We start from the raw sequence: 15,763 nt of genomic DNA on the forward strand, positions 1-15,763 counted from the left end.
TCACACCTCTCCGTGATCGCGGGCGAGGTCTTCGACCTCTTCTGCGAACACCGCACCGCGATGCGGATAGTTGCGGAACATGTCCATACTGGCGCAGGCGGGCGACAACAGCACGGCGTCGCCAGGCTCGGCCAGCTCGGCGCTGCGGCGAACTGCCTCACGCATATCTTTTGCGGAGACGCACGGCACACCGGTCTCGGCCAGCACGCGCCCAATCTCGGGGCCGTCGGTACCGATCAACACTACGGCGCGCGCGTAGCGCGCCACGACGGGGGACAATGGTGAAAAATCCTGACCTTTGCCCAATCCGCCAGCGATCAGGACAACGGGCTGGCCCAGTCCTTCCAATGCAGCGACAGTGGCGCCGACATTGGTGCCTTTGCTGTCGTTGATGTAATCCACGCCACTGACCGACCGCACGAACGCCGCACGATGCGGCTCGCCCGTGTATTCACGCAACGCGCGCAACATGGGGCCCCAGCCAATATTCAGCACACGAGCCAACTGCAAAGCCGCCAATGCATTCAAACCATTGTGCAGCCCACGGATGCGCAACGCGTCCAACGGCATCAAGCGGCTGATGCGCCCGGTCTCCCGTTGCGGAGGCGGCGCGTTTTTCTTGCGTTTGACCGGAGGCGCCGGCTCGTCGAAGTCCGTGGATTCGCAGGCCACAAGCCACGCCATACCTTGGCCCAGCTCCATGCCCATATCACCGATCAATTCGGGCATGTCGCGACCGAACGAGCGCACATTCAAATCCGGCAATGCCTGCACCATGGCAGCAACCCGCGGGTCATCGCGGTTCACGATGGAGACGCGCGCGAGTTTCAGCAAGCGGGCTTTGGCTTGGGCATAGGTTTCGATATCGCCGTGCCAATCCAGATGATCCTGCGTCACATTCAATACGGTTGCGGCATCGGGCGACAGACTCTGCGTCGTTTCCAGTTGGAAACTGGACAACTCCAACACCCAAACCTGGGGCAGCTCGTCTTCATCGAGCGCCTCCATCAGCGAGGCCAGAGCGGCCGGGCTGATATTGCCCGCGGCGCGCGCGCTGAAGCCGCCGGCTTCGACCAGTTGCCGCGTCATCGCCGTCACTGTGGTCTTGCCATTGGTGCCGGTCACGGCCAACACGTGAGGGCGATATTCCCGAGATGCCGCCAACTCGGCCAACGCCCGGGCAAACAGCTCGATTTCACCAACGACCTCAATGCCGCGCTCAGCCGCCAGTTGCAACAACGCCTGCGCGGGCGCCTGATTGGGCGCCAAGCCCGGGCTGAGCACCAGCTGCGACACGCCATCGAGCAGCGCCGGATCAAAGACATCCCCGCAACCCAGACGGTAATCCACGTCCGATCCGCTTTCAGCCAACGCAGATTTCAACGCGGCCAATCCGCCCGGCTCGGCACGCGTGTCGGCCACTCGCAGCGCTGCACCTTGGCGGGCGCACCAGCGAGCGGCAGCCACGCCCGTCTCGCCCAATCCGAGGATCAGGACGAGCGGTGACTCCGCGCGGAGGGTGTCAGGACTATTCATCGCAACTTCAGAGTAGAAAGGCCAATCAGCACCAGCATCATGCTGATGATCCAGAACCGTACGACGACCTGCGTTTCTTTCCAGCCGCCGACTTCAAAATGGTGGTGCAGCGGCGCCATGCGAAAAATCCGCCGCCCCTGTCCGTATTTGCGTTTGGTGTACTTGAACCAGGTCACCTGCATCATCACGGACAGGGTTTCCACCACAAATACGCCGCCCATGATGAACAACACGATTTCCTGACGCACGATCACCGCGATCGTGCCGAGCGCGCCGCCGAGTGCCAGTGCACCCACGTCGCCCATGAAAACCTGTGCCGGATAAGCGTTGAACCACAGGAACGCCAACCCGGCCCCGCCAATCGCCGCGCACAACACCATCAACTCGGCCGCCCCCGGGATATAGGGGAACAACAGATATTTGGAGAAGTCGACACGCCCCACCACGTAGGCAAAAATCCCCAGCGCACTGCCGACCATGACCGTCGGCATGATGGCCAGACCGTCCAGGCCATCAGTCAAGTTCACCGCATTGCTCGTGCCCACAATCACGGCCCATGTCAGGACCACGAAACCCAGCACGCCCAGCGGATAGCTGACAGACTTGAAAAACGGCACGATCAAATCGGCACGCGTCGGCAAAGGCATGGTGAAACCGCTGCCCACCCACGCCTTGAATAGCGGCCATAGTTCGGTATTGGCCGGCGCCGACACCGCAAACGCCAGATACACCGCAGCCACCAGACCGATGGTGGCTTGCCAAAAGAATTTCTGCCGTGCCGGCATGCCTTCAGGATCGCGATGCACGACTTTTTTATAGTCGTCCATCCAGCCTATCCAGCCAAATCCGAATGTCACCAGCAACACGACCCAGACAAAACGGTTGGTCCAATCTGCCCACAACAGCGTGCTGATGGCGATGGAAATCAGAATCAACGCACCACCCATCGTGGGTGTGCCATTCTTTACCAGATGCGACTCCGGACCGTACGCACGCACTGCCTGGCCGATCTTCATCTCGGTCAATTTGCGAATCACGCGGGGCCCGGCCACCAGACCGATCAACAAGGCCGTGGCGCAGGCCAGCACGGCGCGCATGGTGATGTATTCCAGGACGCCGATGACGCGCACATCGTCAGACAGCCAACGAGCGATTTCAAGCAGCATGAGAGCCTCCTTGGCGCGCAGCCGTCATATTGTTGTTATTGTCGGTAGACAGCACCTTCACCACCCGCTCCATGCGCATAAAGCGCGAACCTTTCACTAATAAACTCGCCGGACGCATGCTCTGCAGCGCCGCCACAATGGCTTCGACAGACTCGCAAGATACGGCCCCATCGCCAAACGCGGCCGCCGCATCGCGACTGGCCTCTCCCAGCGTATACAGCGCGTCGATACCATGCTCGCGGGCATACGCGCCCACTTCGCGATGCATCGCCGGGCCGTTATCACCCACCTCGCCCATATCGCCCAACACCAAGGCGCGCGGACCGGGCAATTGCGCCAAGACGTCCACTGCTGCGCGTACCGAGTCCGGATTCGCGTTATAGGTATCGTCGATCAGCGTCGTCCCGTCGGGCAGAACCTTGCGCTGCATCCGCCCCGCCACCGCGCTGAACGATTCCAGTGCCCGCACGGCTGCCGCCAGCGGCGCACCGGCTGCCAAGGTCGCTGCAATGGCCGCCAGCGCATTACGTACGTTATGCAAACCTGGCACCGGCAGCGCCAGATCCGTGGATCCCGCCGGCGTCACGACGTGGCAGCGCGTGCCTTGCTCAGTCGCTGTCATGTTCTCGGCATAAACGTCCAATCCGGGCTGCAGGCCGAACCGCAATACGCGCCGCGCTGCGGCCTGGGCTTCCCACACACCGCAATGCGCGTCATCGCCTGGGAATACGGCGACGCCATCAGCCGGCAGCGCCTCGATAGCCGCACCGTTTTCCTGCGCCACAGCCTCGACCGAATGCATGAATTCTTGGTGCTCGCGCTGTGCATTCGTGATCAATACGACCGAGGGCGCCGCCATGGCGGCCAACACCGCGATCTCGCCGGGATGGTTCATGCCCAGCTCAAATACCGCCGCACGATGCTGGGCACGCAGACGCAGCAGCGTCAGCGGCACACCAATGTCATTATTGAAGTTGCCCGCTGTCGCCAGCCGGCCTGCTTCGCCCAGCCAATCGGCCAGGATCGCAGAAACCATTTCTTTCGTCGTGGTCTTGCCGTTGCTGCCAGCCACCCCGATCACAGGCAGCGCGAATCGCGCACGCCATGCTGCGCCGATGCGCATCAACGCGACACGGGTGTCTCCCAAAACCAGTTGTGGCAACGATACGTCGGCGACCGGATGCGCCACCACGGCCGCGCACGCCCCCGCCTGCTGTGCCTGAGACAGATAGTCGTGACCGTCGAAACGCTCCCCTGCCAGCGCCAGGAACACCTGATCAGCACCTACCTGCCGCGTATCGGTAGACAAGGCTGCCGCATGCGGCAACAGCAACGCCAACCTTGCCCATTCGCGGTCGTCGAAAGGCAGCTTGACGCCAGCGACTTCCTGGTATGTCTCGTGCCCCTTGCCGGCCAGCAAAATCACATCATCGGGCTCCGACGCCCAAATCGTCTGCATGATCGCGCTCGCGCGATCCGGTTCCACGGTGAGCCGCGCACCACGCGGAATACCAGGCAGGATCTGCGCAATGATGTCTGCGGGATCCTCGCCACGCGGGTTATCGCTGGACACTGTGATCTTGTCGGCCAGATCGGCGGCAATGCGCCCCATCTCCGGGCGTTTGCCAGCGTCGCGCTCGCCGCCGCATCCGAACAGGCACACCAACCTGCCGCCTCGTGCGTCCGCGATGGGCCGCAGTGCAGTCAAGGCACGCGCCAACGAGTCCGGCGTGTGAGAATAATCCACCACCACGAGAGGACCACGACCTGCGGCCGCCCCCGCATTCAGCGTCAACGGCTCAACCACTTGCAAGCGGCCATCCACGGGCCGGGTCTCGGACAATGCGCGCGCGATCTGCGTCAGCGGCCAACCCAGCTTGGACAGCACGCCGGCGACCAATAACAGATTCGAGACGTTATGACGCCCCAAGAGCGACGTCACAATCTGCGCTTCACCGTCCGGCGACATCAAAGAAAAAACCTGGCCGTGTGCCGTCGCCTGCAGGTCCCGGACCTGAAACGCGGCGGGCGTGTCCTGCTGGGTGTACCCCAGCGCCAAGGCATCGGGCAATGACCGCAACAACCGCTCGCCGGCAGCGTCGTCGGCGTTGATGATGGCCGCCGCCAGGCCGGGCCAATGGAACAGCCGCGCCTTGGCCTGCTCGTAGCTGTCCATCGAGCCGTGATAATCCAGGTGATCGCGGGTCAAATTGGTAAAGCCAGCGACTTCGATACGCACGCCGTCCAGCCGCCCTTGTTCCAGACCAATGGAGGAGGCTTCAAGCGCGACGGCTTGGGCGCCCGCCTCACGCATCAGCGCCAGGACGCGATGCACCGTCAGTACGTCCGGCGTCGTCAAACTGCCACCCAGCGACTGGCCGTCCGGCAACAGCGCGCCCAGCGTGCCGATGCTGCCGCAGGGTTTGCCTGCGGCGGTCAACGCCTGCGAAATCCATTGCACGCACGATGTCTTGCCATTGGTGCCTGTAATCGCCACCACGCTCAAGGCCGCCGACGGCTGTCCATACCATTTGTCGGCGAGCTCGCCGAGCAAGGTACGCAACGCTGGCACAACATGCACCCGGGCATCATCCTGAGCGCCGGTCGGCGCGGGCGCTTCGCACAATACCGCCGAAGCGCCTTGTTCGAAAGCCCGTGCGATGTAATCCCGGCCGTCCACTGAACCGCCCGGGCAGGCGACGAACACATCGCCCGCCGCGATCTCGCGCGAATCCAGACGCAAATCGGCCCCCGCCGCAGCATGCGCGCGCAGCCAAGCCAACGCTTCGTCAGCCGCAGACGGGTGGCGGACGGCGGTCATCGCGTCTTCTCCTGTACGCCAGCCACAATCGTCGATTCGAACGGCGCATCCGGCTGCACGCCCATCATGCGCAGGCTGCCGCCCACGATCGTGGAAAACACAGGCGCAGCGACCGCGCCGCCGTAGTAACCGCCAACCTTGGGTTCATCAATGGACACGGCCACGACAATGCGCGGGTTCGACACCGGCGCAAACCCGACAAACGAACTGCGATAGCGCTGCGTACTGTATTTGCCGTCAACGATCTTGCGTGCCGTGCCGCTCTTGCCGGCAACCCGATAGCCTTGTACCTGTGCAGCTTTTGTGCCTTCGGGACCTGCGGCTGCCTCGAGCATGCTACGCACCAGTTGCGACACCTCGGGGCTATAGACTTTGACGCTGGTCGGATCGCTATCGCGCTTGATCAAGGTGGGCGTAACCATATCGCCATTACGCGCGAAAACGGTATAGGCGCGCGCCACCTGCAACAAGGACACCGACAAACCGTACCCATAGGCCATGGTGGCCTTTTCAATCAAACGCCACCGGTCCCAGGGCCGCAGACGTCCCGGCGCAGCCCCCGGGAAACCCAGTTGCGGCACACGGCCAAAGCCCAATTCCGTAAAGCGTTCCCACATCTCGCGCGACTGCAGCTTTTCCGCGATCATGGTCATCCCGATATTGCTGGAACGACGCAGCACTCCGGCCACATTCAGCATGCCGTTGCGGCTCACATCATGAATCGTGCTCCCTTGATAGCGGAATGCGCCATTGCCCGTGTCGAACTGCGTTTTGGTATTGATACGCCCCAGGTCCAGCGCCAGGGCTGCGGTAAAGGGCTTCATGATCGAGCCCGGCTCGAATGTATCGGTAATCGCGCGATTGCGCAGATTGGGGGTTTGAAAGCTTTCGCGATCATTCGGATCGAACGTCGGCAGACTGGCCAACGCCAGAATCTCGCCCGTTCGCACATCCATAATGATGGCGCTGGCCGCAGAGGCCTGGTGCTTTTTCACCGCCTCACCCAGTTCGCGGAACACCAGATACTGCAAGCGAGCATCGATCGACAGGCTCAGATCGCGCCCATTGACAGGCGCCGTCACGGCCTGGACGTCTTCGATCACACGGCCCAGCCGGTCTTTGATCACGCGGCGGCTGCCTGGCGTGCCCGACAGCAATTTGTCGAAGGTCAGCTCGACCCCTTCCTGGCCCGAGTCCTCCACACTGGTAAAGCCCACCAAGTGGGCCGTGACTTCACCATCCGGGTAATAACGCCGCGTCTCGGCTTGCTGGTGGATGCCGGGGACTTCGAGCTTTTTGATCTGGTCGGCGATGTCCGTGGGGACTTGCCGTTTGAGATAAACGAAGTTGCGGTCGACGTCGGCCAAACGGCCGCGCAGATCGGCGACCGACAGGCCCAGCAGTTTGGCCAGATTGGAGAGCTGTTCGCCCGTCGCCGGCTTCGCGTCCTCGGGGATGGCCCAGATAGCGCGCGCCGGCACGCTGGATGCCAACACCACACCATTACGGTCGAGGATCTTGCCGCGTGTCGCGGCCAGCGTCAGCGTGCGCTCGTAGCGGCGCTCACCCTGCTGCTGCAAAAACTCGGTGGACAGGCCCTGCAAATACAACGCGCGCCCTGCCAACACCACAAAGGCCGCGAGCAACAGCACGAGGACCAGCCGGGCACGCCAGGTAGGCAATTGCCCGCGCAACATGGGGTTGTCGAAGAACGGCACACGTTTCATTGCACGCCTCCGGCGGCCGGAACGGAAATCGGCGCTTGATTCAAATAGAGCGTACGGTCAGGCACGATGGGGATCATCTTCAGATCCTGGCGCGCTGCATGATCGATCCGCGCATTGCGCGCCAGCTCGGCGCGCTCGAGTTGCAGTCGCCGCCAATCGGTGTCCAAGGTATTGGACAGCGTATTGCCGCGCTCTAATTCAATAAAGAGTTGACGCGATTGATACCGGCTGGTGACCAGCGAGATGGCCGACAGCATCAACAATATAGAAACGATGAGGCTCAAGCGTGCCATTAGCGCGGCCTCCGTTTGGCGCCGCGTTTGGCAGCGGGCGACTCACCCGGCACACGCATGGCCGGCACAAAGGTTGCCGCATCGGCAGCCAGAGGTGTGCTGGTGCGCTCGGCAACTCGCAGCACCGCCGAACGCGACCGGGCATTGCCTGCGATCTCTTCATCGCTGGCGAGCACCCGCCCCAACGAACGGACGAGCGGCTGGGGCAATTCGCTCTCCCGTAACGGCAAACGTGCATGCGCGACAGCAGGCTTGGCCGCCGCCGCGATGCACTGTTTGACCATACGGTCTTCGAGCGAATGAAAGCTGATCACCGCCAACCTCCCCCCTGGGGCAAGCAGTTCTAAAGCTGACGCGAGGGCGCGCGCGAGCTCTTCGAGTTCCCGATTGATGTAAATCCGTAAAGCCTGAAAGGTGCGAGTGGCCGGGTGCTGGCCTTTTTCGCGCGTCCGGACGGCGCTGGCGACGCACTCGGCAAGCTCGAGCGTGGTGCGCAGCGGCCGTGTTGCGCGGCGAGCAGCAATCGCCTTTGCAACCTGAAAAGCAAACCGTTCTTCGCCATAATCTGCTATGACCTCCCGCATCTCGTCCACGCTGGCATCTGCCAGCCAATCCGCAACCGTTGGGCCACGGGTCGTATCCATACGCATGTCGAGCGGGCCTTCGCGCATAAACGAAAAACCTCGTTCGGCATCATCCAATTGAGGTGAAGACACCCCAAGATCCAACATCACGCCATCGATATGCTCGATGCCGAGTCCTGCCAATGCCTCGCGCATGGTGGCAAAACCATCATGCACAACCGTCACTCGCCGATCGCGCGCCGCCAACTCGGTGGCCACCGCAATCGCCTGAGGGTCCTTGTCGAACACCACCAACCGGGCCTCAGGTCCCAGACGGCTCAACAACTCACTGCTATGTCCACCGCGCCCGAAGGTGCCGTCGACAAACACGCCGCGCTGCATGCGCGCGTGAGCTTGTGCTTCGGCCTGCGCGTCGTCCGCCTGGCCAGACCGTGCCGCGCCCTTGCCGCCAAAATTGGCCTGCAATAACGCATCCACCGTCGGCGCCAGCAGCACGGGCCGATGTTCGAATTCCATACTCGGTTTCAGAACGAAAACTGGTTCAACACGTCCGGCATCCCCTGAGCTAGGTCCTCCGCCTCGCGGCGGGCCAGGGAAGCGGCATCCCAGAGCTCGAAGTGCGCGCCCATACCGAGCAGCATCACATCGCGCGTCATACCGGAAGCGTTGCGCAGTTCAGGCGCGATGAGCACACGACCCGAACCGTCCATCTCGACGTCCTGAGCGTTGCCCAACAACAGCCGCTGCAGTGCGCGCGCCGACATGGGGAACGCAGCGATCTGATCGCGCTTTTTTTCCCACTCTTGCCGCGGATACACCAACAAGCAGCCATCGGGGTGGCGGGTCAGGGTCAACCGGCCTTCGGCCTGCGCAACGAGCGCGTCACGATGCCGGGTCGGAATCGAGATCCGTCCCTTGGCATCGAGCGTCAGCGCGCTGCTTCCCTGAAACACCACATTCACCCCACTTAATTGCACAAATTCCTACTTTTTCCCACTCTACGGTAATGGACAAAGCGGGTCAAGCGGACGGTTGCAATTTTTTCAATCACAACAAGGACTTAGAACAGTTTTTAAAAAGGCAAAAATAAAAACCCCCTGATAAATCAGGGGGTTGCAGTAACAATTAAAAGTCCTTAGTCAGGAGTGGGACAAATAGAGCGCCCTTTCAATGTTTTACGTTCGGCCTTGCCGCAGCAAAGCCGCCCCGTTGACGGTATTCAGCTGCAAGACAGGTCTATAGGCCGGATTCTGTACACCGAGTCACCCCGGCGGGCAATCATTCCTCTGCGCGGATCATTGCTGAGCCGCTGTAGCCACCTACCCGCATGCTAGAGCGAGCCGCCCTTCAGGCCCGAAAGCCGTGCACATGCCTATTTGGTGTTGCTCCGGATAGAGGTTGCCGCGTTTCACCCTGCCGCGCCGCCCATCGTCGCCGATGGACGCAGTACGGAGATGGCCGTACCGGTGCGTGCCGGAGCCCGCCCGCGCCGCAGACTCGTCTCTGTGGCCCTATTCCTCAGCCGTCAACCGGACGTAAGTCCGGCAGCGACTGGACGGCCGTTAGCCGCTATCCTGCTCTGTGGAGTCCGGACCTTCCTCGATGGATTCGCACCCACCGCGATTGCCCGACCTGCCTTGCGGATGCCATTGTACGGCACGCCGGTGCGGCAACTCAGTCCCTATTTAGATAGGCACAGTTGGCGCCTCCATCCCTGCCGCCGCGCCTTTCGCTCGTTACTCGTTCCAAGAGGCCTGTTTGGATGCGAGCCTGAAACGTGCGTCGCTCTGCTTGCCGGACGCCATGCGGAACGCAAAGCGCGCGACCTGCGACAATAGCGGTATCGCAGAAAACCACCGCACTTTGTCTATTTCATGGCCAACAACACTTTGATTACCTTGACGGACGTACAACTCGCGTACGGCCACCATCCGTTGCTGGACCACGCTGATTTCGTCATCCAGGAAGGCGAACGTATCGGATTGATCGGCCGCAACGGCGCCGGCAAGAGCTCGCTATTGCGTCTGCTGGATGGGCGCAACGTGCCTGACGATGGCGACATCGCGCGCAATTCCGGCCTGAAAGTCGCCACCGTCGAGCAGGAACCCGATCTCGACGAAAACGCATCGGTATACGACGTAGTCTTTAACCGCGAAGACGACCACGAAGACTGGCAACGGCCATCGCGCGTCCAGGCCTTGCTGGAACGGCTCGGCCTGCCTGGCGACGCGCGCATTGCCGGTTTGTCCGGCGGCACACGCAAACGCGTCGCTTTGGCGCGCGCACTGGCAGACGAACCCGACCTCCTGCTGCTCGACGAGCCTACCAACCATCTGGACTTCACCGGCATTGCCTGGCTGGAAGAACTGCTTCGCAGCTGGCGCGGCGCGGCCGTCATCATCACCCACGACCGGCGCTTTCTGGACGCGATTGCCACGCGCATCGTCGAACTCGACCGCGGCAAGCTGCTGAGCTTTCCCGGCAACTTTTCACAATGGCAAGAGCGCAAAGCCCAATGGTTGGAGTCCGAACGCCTGGAAAACGCCCGGTTCGACAAACTGCTGGCTCAAGAGGAAGTCTGGATTCGCAAAGGCGTCGAGGCCCGCCGCACCCGCAACGAAGGCCGCGTGCGACGTCTGGAGCAACTGCGCGTCGAGCGCTCGGAACGTCGCGATCGCCTGGGTAATGTGAGCCTGGCCATCGCCGAGGGCCAACGCTCGGGCAAATTGGTCGCCGAATTGGACAACGTCTCCAAAAGCTTTGGCGACCGCGTTGTGATCCGAGACTACAGCACCACGCTCATGCGCGGCGACCGCATCGGCATTATCGGGCCCAACGGAGCCGGGAAAACCACGCTGTTGAAAATCATGCTGGGCGAGCTCGCGCCGGACACCGGCAACGTCCGCATCGGGACCAACGTGTCGGTTGCCTACTTTGATCAGATGCGAGCGCAGCTCGATGAAAACGCGAGCCTGGTCGACATCATCAACCCTGGCAGCGAGTGGGTAGAGATCGGCGGCACCCGCAAACACGTCATGAGCTATCTGGGCGATTTTCTGTTTTCGCCTGCACGGGCGGGGTCGCCGGTCAGCAGCCTATCGGGCGGCGAGCGCGCGCGCTTGTTATTGGCACGCCTGTTTGCCCGTCCCGCGAACGTGCTGGTCCTGGACGAACCCACCAACGATCTGGACATCGAGACCCTGGAACTGCTGGAAGAACTCCTTCAGGAATACACCGGCACCGTTCTGCTCGTCAGCCACGATCGCGCCTTTCTTAATAATGTGGTGACACAAACCATTGCCTACGAAGGCGATGGCAAATGGCGCGATTATGTTGGCGGCTACGACGACTGGGTCGCTCAACGTCCGGCGTCGGCCGTTCCTAATACCCAACAGGAAAAGCCCGCACGCGCGGCCGCCAGCGACGCGAGCACCTCAGCCGCAAACAACTCAGACACTGGGGCGACGGCCACTCGTGCCAAGCCCAACCGCGTAGCCAAGCTCAGTTCGTGGGAACAACGCGAACTCGAAGGGTTACCCGACGCGATTGCCAAAATCGAAGCGCGCCAAGAAGACCTGTCTGCCCGTTTGGCGGACGGCACACTCTATCGCGATGCGCCTGATGAAGTCGAACGCATCAATACCGAACTCGCGGCCCTGGACAAAGAACTGGAAGAAAAATTCGCCCGCTGGGAATTGCTGGAGGCTCGGCGCGGCGACAGTTAATCAATCGACTGCCAGCGGGTAATCCTGCCCCTTGGGCAGGCGCCTTGGGGAGGAATTCACACCTCGCCAAGGCGCAGCCCAATTCCATGCCAATCCAGCCCATTGGGCAAAACAGAGCCGCCTGAGGTATGTGGCCTCTGTGAAACGCGGCAAGGCAGGAACCGGCATAGTGCACTGAGCCTGCACAAAGCCCTGCCTCAAACTTTCCTGCGCATCAGGCGATGAGTACCACCGCCAGAGGCCCTCATCAAGCCACGCGCCAATCCAGCGATTCGCCGGCCGCCAAGGGGACCAGCGAGGTATCGCCAAACGGTAATTCAGCGGGAATCGAAAAGGACTCGCGCCGCAACGTCAGCGTATCGGTGTTGCGTGGCAGACCGTAAAAATCCGGCCCATGGAAACTGGCGAAACCTTCCAGCCGATCCAGACGCCCGGCACGCTCGAATGCCGTGGCGTAGAGTTCCATGGCGTGCAGCGCGGTGTAGCAACCCGCACAACCACAGGCGTGCTCTTTCAATCCACGAGCGTGCGGAGCGCTGTCCGTGCCCAGGAAAAAGCGCGGGCTACCACTCGTGGCGGCCTCGACCAGTGCCTGGCGATGCACTTCGCGCTTCAGGATAGGCAGGCAATACCAGTGCGGCCGCACGCCGCCCTGAAAAATCGCGTTCCGGTTGTACAGCATGTGCTGCGGCGTGATCGTCGCGGCTATCGGACCCTCAGCGTCACGCACGTACTCCGCGCCGTCCTTGGTCGTGATGTGTTCGAACACCATCTTCAAGCCAGGATAGGCTTTGCGCAATGGCCGCATCACACGATCGATAAACACCGCCTCGCGATCGAACACATCAATCCCCGGATCGGTGACTTCGCCATGCACCAACAGAGGCATGCCGCAACGTTCCAACGCTTCCAACGCCTTGCCGCATTTGCCCAGCAGGTCCGTCACCCCGGCGTCGGAGTTCGTCGTCGCGCCGGCAGGATAAAGCTTGACCGCGTAGACCTGGCCGGAATCATGCGCGCGCACGATTTCCTCAGCCGTCGTATTGTCAGTCAGGTATAGCGTCATCAGCGGCGTGAAAGCCGGGACATTTTCCTGTTGGCGCAAGGCGTCTTCGATGCGCTGGCGATACGCCAATGCCTGCTCGGTCGTCGTCACAGGCGGACGCAGATTAGGCATGATGATGGCGCGCGCAAACTGGCGTGCCGTATCGCCCACCACGGCCTGCAATGCCGCACCATCGCGCAAATGCAAATGCCAGTCGTCCGGACGGGTAATCGTGAGTTGAGTAATGTTTTGATCAGACATGAGAGCAACCTGGCTTATTCAGCCAAAGGCATGCCACGCTCGGCCAAGGCGCAAAACATCGCGCTACCCAGCGGAATCACAGCATCATTGAAGTCGAAGTGGGAATTATGCAGCACGCAGCCAGATTCGGCCCCGCCCTGGCCCAATCGGAAATACGCCCCGGGACGGGTTTGCAGCATGAACGAAAAATCCTCAGAGCCCATCGAAGGCACCAGATCACGCACCACGTTTTCCTTGCCAATCATATCGGTGGCGATATCAGCGACCAAATTCGCGTGTTGCGGCGTATTCAGGGTCGCGGGATAGATACGTTGGTAGTTGATTTCGGCTGTCGCCCCAAAACCGCCGGCGATTGCACTGACCAGCTCGCGCATCCGCGTCTCGACCATTTCCTGCACCGACTTGCGGAAGGTGCGTACCGTGCCCACCAATTTGGCTTCGCGGGGAATCACACTCATGGCGCCCGGGTGCCCCGCCTGCAGCGATCCGATGGACAACACCGCCGAATCCAGCGGATTAACATTTCGCGACACAATCGTCTGCAGCGCGGTAATCACGTGTCCGGCGACGGTGACAGGGTCGATCGTCTGATAGGGGTGCGCGCCATGGCCCCCACGCCCCGTAATGGTGATATCGAAACGATCTGCCGCCGCCATCATGGGGCCGGGGTTGATCCCGATGGTGCCGGGTTTCAAACCCGGCCAATTATGCAGTGCGTAGATGGCGTCACACGGAAAGGTATCAAACAACCCGTCTTCCATCATGGCCTTTGCGCCACCCCGCCCTTCTTCAGCCGGCTGAAAAATCAACACGGCAGTACCGTCAAAATTGCGGGTTTGTGCCAGATAGCGTGCAGCCCCCAGCAAAATCGTGGTGTGCCCATCGTGACCGCAACCGTGCATCAATCCGGGTTTGTTGGATTTGTACGCAAAATTGTTATCCTCTGTCATGGGCAGCGCGTCCATGTCGGCGCGCAGACCGATCATGCGCCCGCTATCGCAGCTTCTGCCGCGTATAACGCCCACAACCCCTGTCTTGCCTATGCCCCGGTGTACTTCGATGCCCAGGGCCTCTAAGGAGCCCGCCACGATGCCTGACGTACGCACCTCTTCGAAGCCCAATTCCGGATGGGCATGCAAATCCCGGCGTATCGCCGTCAACTCGTCATGGAATAGACGGATAGAATCTAGTGCTGATCTTGCGTACATGAGACGTTACGCACCTTGAACAGAAGGGGGTCAAGCCCCTATTTTAGTTGCTACAGAGCATAAATGGCTTTGTCTTTGAGAGAGAGACACGTTATGCTCCGCCCGCAGGACAATTTTTCCAACAGCCAGAGAAGGAGCGCCGTAATATGGCTACAACCTCCAAACCCGCGACCGCACGCAAGCCGAATGCCGCATTCATGAAGCCCCTGACCCCCAGCGCCGAGCTGGCGGCAGTCATTGGCTCCGACGCCGTGCCGCGCACCGAGGTCACCAAGAAGATCTGGGAATACATCAAAAAGCACAACCTGCAAGATGCCAGCAACAAACGCAACATCAACGCTGACGCCAAGCTGCGTCCGATCTTTGGCAAAGATCAGGTCACGATGTTCGAATTGACCAAGCTGGTCAACGCCCACCTGAAGTAAGCAGGTATCGGGTCGTACCCAGTACGTCCCCGTCTGCTGTCGTGGGCCGTTTATGACGGCCCATACGCCCAGGGCTTGCCGCACCGGGCGTGCATCAAGACGCGAGCCCAAATAAAAACGGCTGACTACGGTCAGCCGTTTTTATTTTTACCTGTACAAATAAAACTGGCCGCCTGAGCTTAGCAAGCGGCCATAGACAGGATTTAGCTGTACTGGGTAGGCACGGAGCCTTCCATGAGCGCCAACCAGCCTTTAATCAAGCGATAGAGCACCCAAACCACGGTTGCCACCACACCCAGCCAGCCGATAAAAATCAACGTGGCTATCGCGCTGATAGCAAGCCACAACAGTGCCCACCAGAACGTGCGTAACAGCCAATCAAAATGCGCTGCATACATCGTTCCCGCTGCATCTGTACGTTTGAGGTACATCAACACCACAGCTGCCAATGTCGCTATGCCCAAAAAGCCTCCCGTCACAAAACCCAAGGCATATAAGCCATAGGTGACGTGGGTCAGCGTACGCAGGTCGAGCGAATTGTTGGGTTGATTAGGGATCTGGGGATCGCTCACGATAACCGCTCCATCGAATAGATTTAGCCAATCTTACCGCACAAAGACGCCAGATCGGGGATAGAAATCGAGATGAGGTTTGAGCGCCACAGCGCAGAAAAGCGACACCGCGTCGAACGCGCGTCGGCGCGAGCGATGCCGATCTGCGTGGGTCAAAGCACAGGCGTCAGAGGCCGCTCCTGGCAGATGCGATATGGAGGTCATTGCAGCGGCGCAAAGACGAACGCAATTACAGAAGATGCGGGACGCAGGGATTATTTATTTGGTCGCGCAAAGACGAAGGCACAAAGACAAAACCCCTCGCAGCGCTAGCTGGAGGGGTTTTGAGGATAAGAGCCTGACGATGACCTACTTTCACAAACGAATGTTCACTATCATCGGCGCGAAGGCGTTTCACTGT

General features: G+C 60.9%; 13 protein-coding genes and 1 other RNA gene. 3 read left to right on the top strand and 11 right to left on the bottom strand.

Going from position 1 to position 15,763, the window contains the following annotated elements; translation table 11 throughout:
• From murD to rnpB, 8 genes are all read right to left on the bottom strand, one after another.
• Nucleotides 1-1,536, bottom strand: a complete 1,536-nt coding sequence (murD, locus tag ACNA0I_RS08370; RefSeq protein ID WP_415805606.1) for a UDP-N-acetylmuramoyl-L-alanine--D-glutamate ligase — start codon at nucleotides 1,534-1,536, stop codon at nucleotides 1-3.
• On the bottom strand, nucleotides 1,533-2,702 hold the full coding sequence (gene mraY / locus ACNA0I_RS08375) for a phospho-N-acetylmuramoyl-pentapeptide-transferase (RefSeq protein ID WP_415805607.1): 1,170 nt from the start codon (nucleotides 2,700-2,702) through the stop codon (nucleotides 1,533-1,535). The genes murD and mraY overlap by 4 nt, the downstream gene beginning before the upstream one ends.
• On the bottom strand, nucleotides 2,692-5,523 hold the full coding sequence (gene murF / locus ACNA0I_RS08380; RefSeq protein WP_415805608.1) for a bifunctional UDP-N-acetylmuramoyl-L-alanyl-D-glutamate--2,6-diaminopimelate ligase MurE/UDP-N-acetylmuramoyl-tripeptide--D-alanyl-D-alanine ligase MurF: 2,832 nt from the start codon (nucleotides 5,521-5,523) through the stop codon (nucleotides 2,692-2,694). Before murF ends, mraY begins: the two co-directional genes overlap by 11 nt.
• Nucleotides 5,520-7,250, bottom strand: coding sequence for a peptidoglycan D,D-transpeptidase FtsI family protein (locus ACNA0I_RS08385; RefSeq protein ID WP_415805609.1), 1,731 nt, complete (start codon nucleotides 7,248-7,250; stop codon nucleotides 5,520-5,522). The genes murF and ACNA0I_RS08385 overlap by 4 nt, the downstream gene beginning before the upstream one ends.
• Nucleotides 7,247-7,543, bottom strand: coding sequence for a cell division protein FtsL (ftsL, locus tag ACNA0I_RS08390; RefSeq protein ID WP_415805610.1), 297 nt, complete (start codon nucleotides 7,541-7,543; stop codon nucleotides 7,247-7,249). Before ftsL ends, ACNA0I_RS08385 begins: the two co-directional genes overlap by 4 nt.
• Nucleotides 7,543-8,643, bottom strand: coding sequence for a 16S rRNA (cytosine(1402)-N(4))-methyltransferase RsmH (gene rsmH, locus ACNA0I_RS08395; protein ID WP_415805611.1), 1,101 nt, complete (start codon nucleotides 8,641-8,643; stop codon nucleotides 7,543-7,545). Before rsmH ends, ftsL begins: the two co-directional genes overlap by 1 nt.
• A gap of 8 nt (nucleotides 8,644-8,651) precedes the next feature.
• Nucleotides 8,652-9,080, bottom strand: coding sequence for a division/cell wall cluster transcriptional repressor MraZ (mraZ, locus tag ACNA0I_RS08400; RefSeq protein ID WP_415805637.1), 429 nt, complete (start codon nucleotides 9,078-9,080; stop codon nucleotides 8,652-8,654).
• 270 nt (nucleotides 9,081-9,350) lie between these two features.
• Nucleotides 9,351-9,766: RNase P RNA component class A (gene rnpB, locus ACNA0I_RS08405), an RNA gene on the bottom strand.
• A gap of 235 nt (nucleotides 9,767-10,001) precedes the next feature.
• Here rnpB and ACNA0I_RS08410 point away from each other — a divergent pair.
• Entirely contained in the window at nucleotides 10,002-11,852 is a 1,851-nt protein-coding gene (locus tag ACNA0I_RS08410) for an ATP-binding cassette domain-containing protein (RefSeq protein WP_415805612.1), read from the top strand.
• Nucleotides 11,853-12,099: 247 nt separating this feature from the next.
• Here ACNA0I_RS08410 and pyrC read toward each other — a convergent pair whose 3' ends face one another.
• Nucleotides 12,100-13,158 carry a dihydroorotase gene (pyrC, locus tag ACNA0I_RS08415; RefSeq protein ID WP_415805613.1) on the bottom strand — a complete coding sequence of 353 codons (1,059 nt, stop codon included), beginning with the start codon at nucleotides 13,156-13,158 and terminating at the stop codon, nucleotides 12,100-12,102.
• Nucleotides 13,159-13,172: 14 nt separating this feature from the next.
• Nucleotides 13,173-14,366, bottom strand: a complete 1,194-nt coding sequence (locus tag ACNA0I_RS08420; RefSeq protein WP_415805614.1) for a M20 aminoacylase family protein — start codon at nucleotides 14,364-14,366, stop codon at nucleotides 13,173-13,175.
• Between the two features lie 146 nt (nucleotides 14,367-14,512).
• Between ACNA0I_RS08420 and ACNA0I_RS08425 the strand changes: the two genes are divergently transcribed.
• On the top strand, nucleotides 14,513-14,791 hold the full coding sequence (locus ACNA0I_RS08425; RefSeq protein WP_026641087.1) for an SWIB/MDM2 domain-containing protein: 279 nt from the start codon (nucleotides 14,513-14,515) through the stop codon (nucleotides 14,789-14,791).
• Between the two features lie 203 nt (nucleotides 14,792-14,994).
• On the opposite strand, the gene ACNA0I_RS08430 is transcribed toward ACNA0I_RS08425, so the two are convergent.
• Nucleotides 14,995-15,363, bottom strand: a complete 369-nt coding sequence (locus ACNA0I_RS08430; RefSeq protein ID WP_415805615.1) for a DUF4870 family protein — start codon at nucleotides 15,361-15,363, stop codon at nucleotides 14,995-14,997.
• A gap of 193 nt (nucleotides 15,364-15,556) precedes the next feature.
• Between ACNA0I_RS08430 and ACNA0I_RS08435 the strand changes: the two genes are divergently transcribed.
• Nucleotides 15,557-15,763: hypothetical protein (locus ACNA0I_RS08435; RefSeq protein WP_415805616.1), on the top strand; the 207-nt coding region annotated here is incomplete at its 3' end.

The organism is Bordetella muralis (genome assembly GCF_965139205.1).
GTDB lineage: Bacteria > Pseudomonadota > Gammaproteobacteria > Burkholderiales > Burkholderiaceae_B > Bordetella_A > Bordetella_A muralis.

What these genes read in the sequence shown, in the direction of transcription:
- ACNA0I_RS08425 (WP_026641087.1), top strand. Translation starts at nt 14,513, where the DNA reads ATGGCTACAACCTCCAAACCCGCGACCGCACGCAAGCCGAATGCCGCA.
- mraY (WP_415805607.1), bottom strand. Translation starts at nt 2,702, where the DNA reads ATGCTGCTTGAAATCGCTCGTTGGCTGTCTGACGATGTGCGCGTCATC.
- murD (WP_415805606.1), bottom strand. Translation starts at nt 1,536, where the DNA reads ATGAATAGTCCTGACACCCTCCGCGCGGAGTCACCGCTCGTCCTGATC.
- pyrC (WP_415805613.1), bottom strand. Translation starts at nt 13,158, where the DNA reads ATGTCTGATCAAAACATTACTCAACTCACGATTACCCGTCCGGACGAC.
- ACNA0I_RS08385 (WP_415805609.1), bottom strand. Translation starts at nt 7,250, where the DNA reads ATGAAACGTGTGCCGTTCTTCGACAACCCCATGTTGCGCGGGCAATTG.
- rsmH (WP_415805611.1), bottom strand. Translation starts at nt 8,643, where the DNA reads ATGGAATTCGAACATCGGCCCGTGCTGCTGGCGCCGACGGTGGATGCG.
- ACNA0I_RS08410 (WP_415805612.1), top strand. Translation starts at nt 10,002, where the DNA reads ATGGCCAACAACACTTTGATTACCTTGACGGACGTACAACTCGCGTAC.
- ftsL (WP_415805610.1), bottom strand. Translation starts at nt 7,543, where the DNA reads ATGGCACGCTTGAGCCTCATCGTTTCTATATTGTTGATGCTGTCGGCC.
- murF (WP_415805608.1), bottom strand. Translation starts at nt 5,523, where the DNA reads ATGACCGCCGTCCGCCACCCGTCTGCGGCTGACGAAGCGTTGGCTTGG.
- ACNA0I_RS08420 (WP_415805614.1), bottom strand. Translation starts at nt 14,366, where the DNA reads ATGTACGCAAGATCAGCACTAGATTCTATCCGTCTATTCCATGACGAG.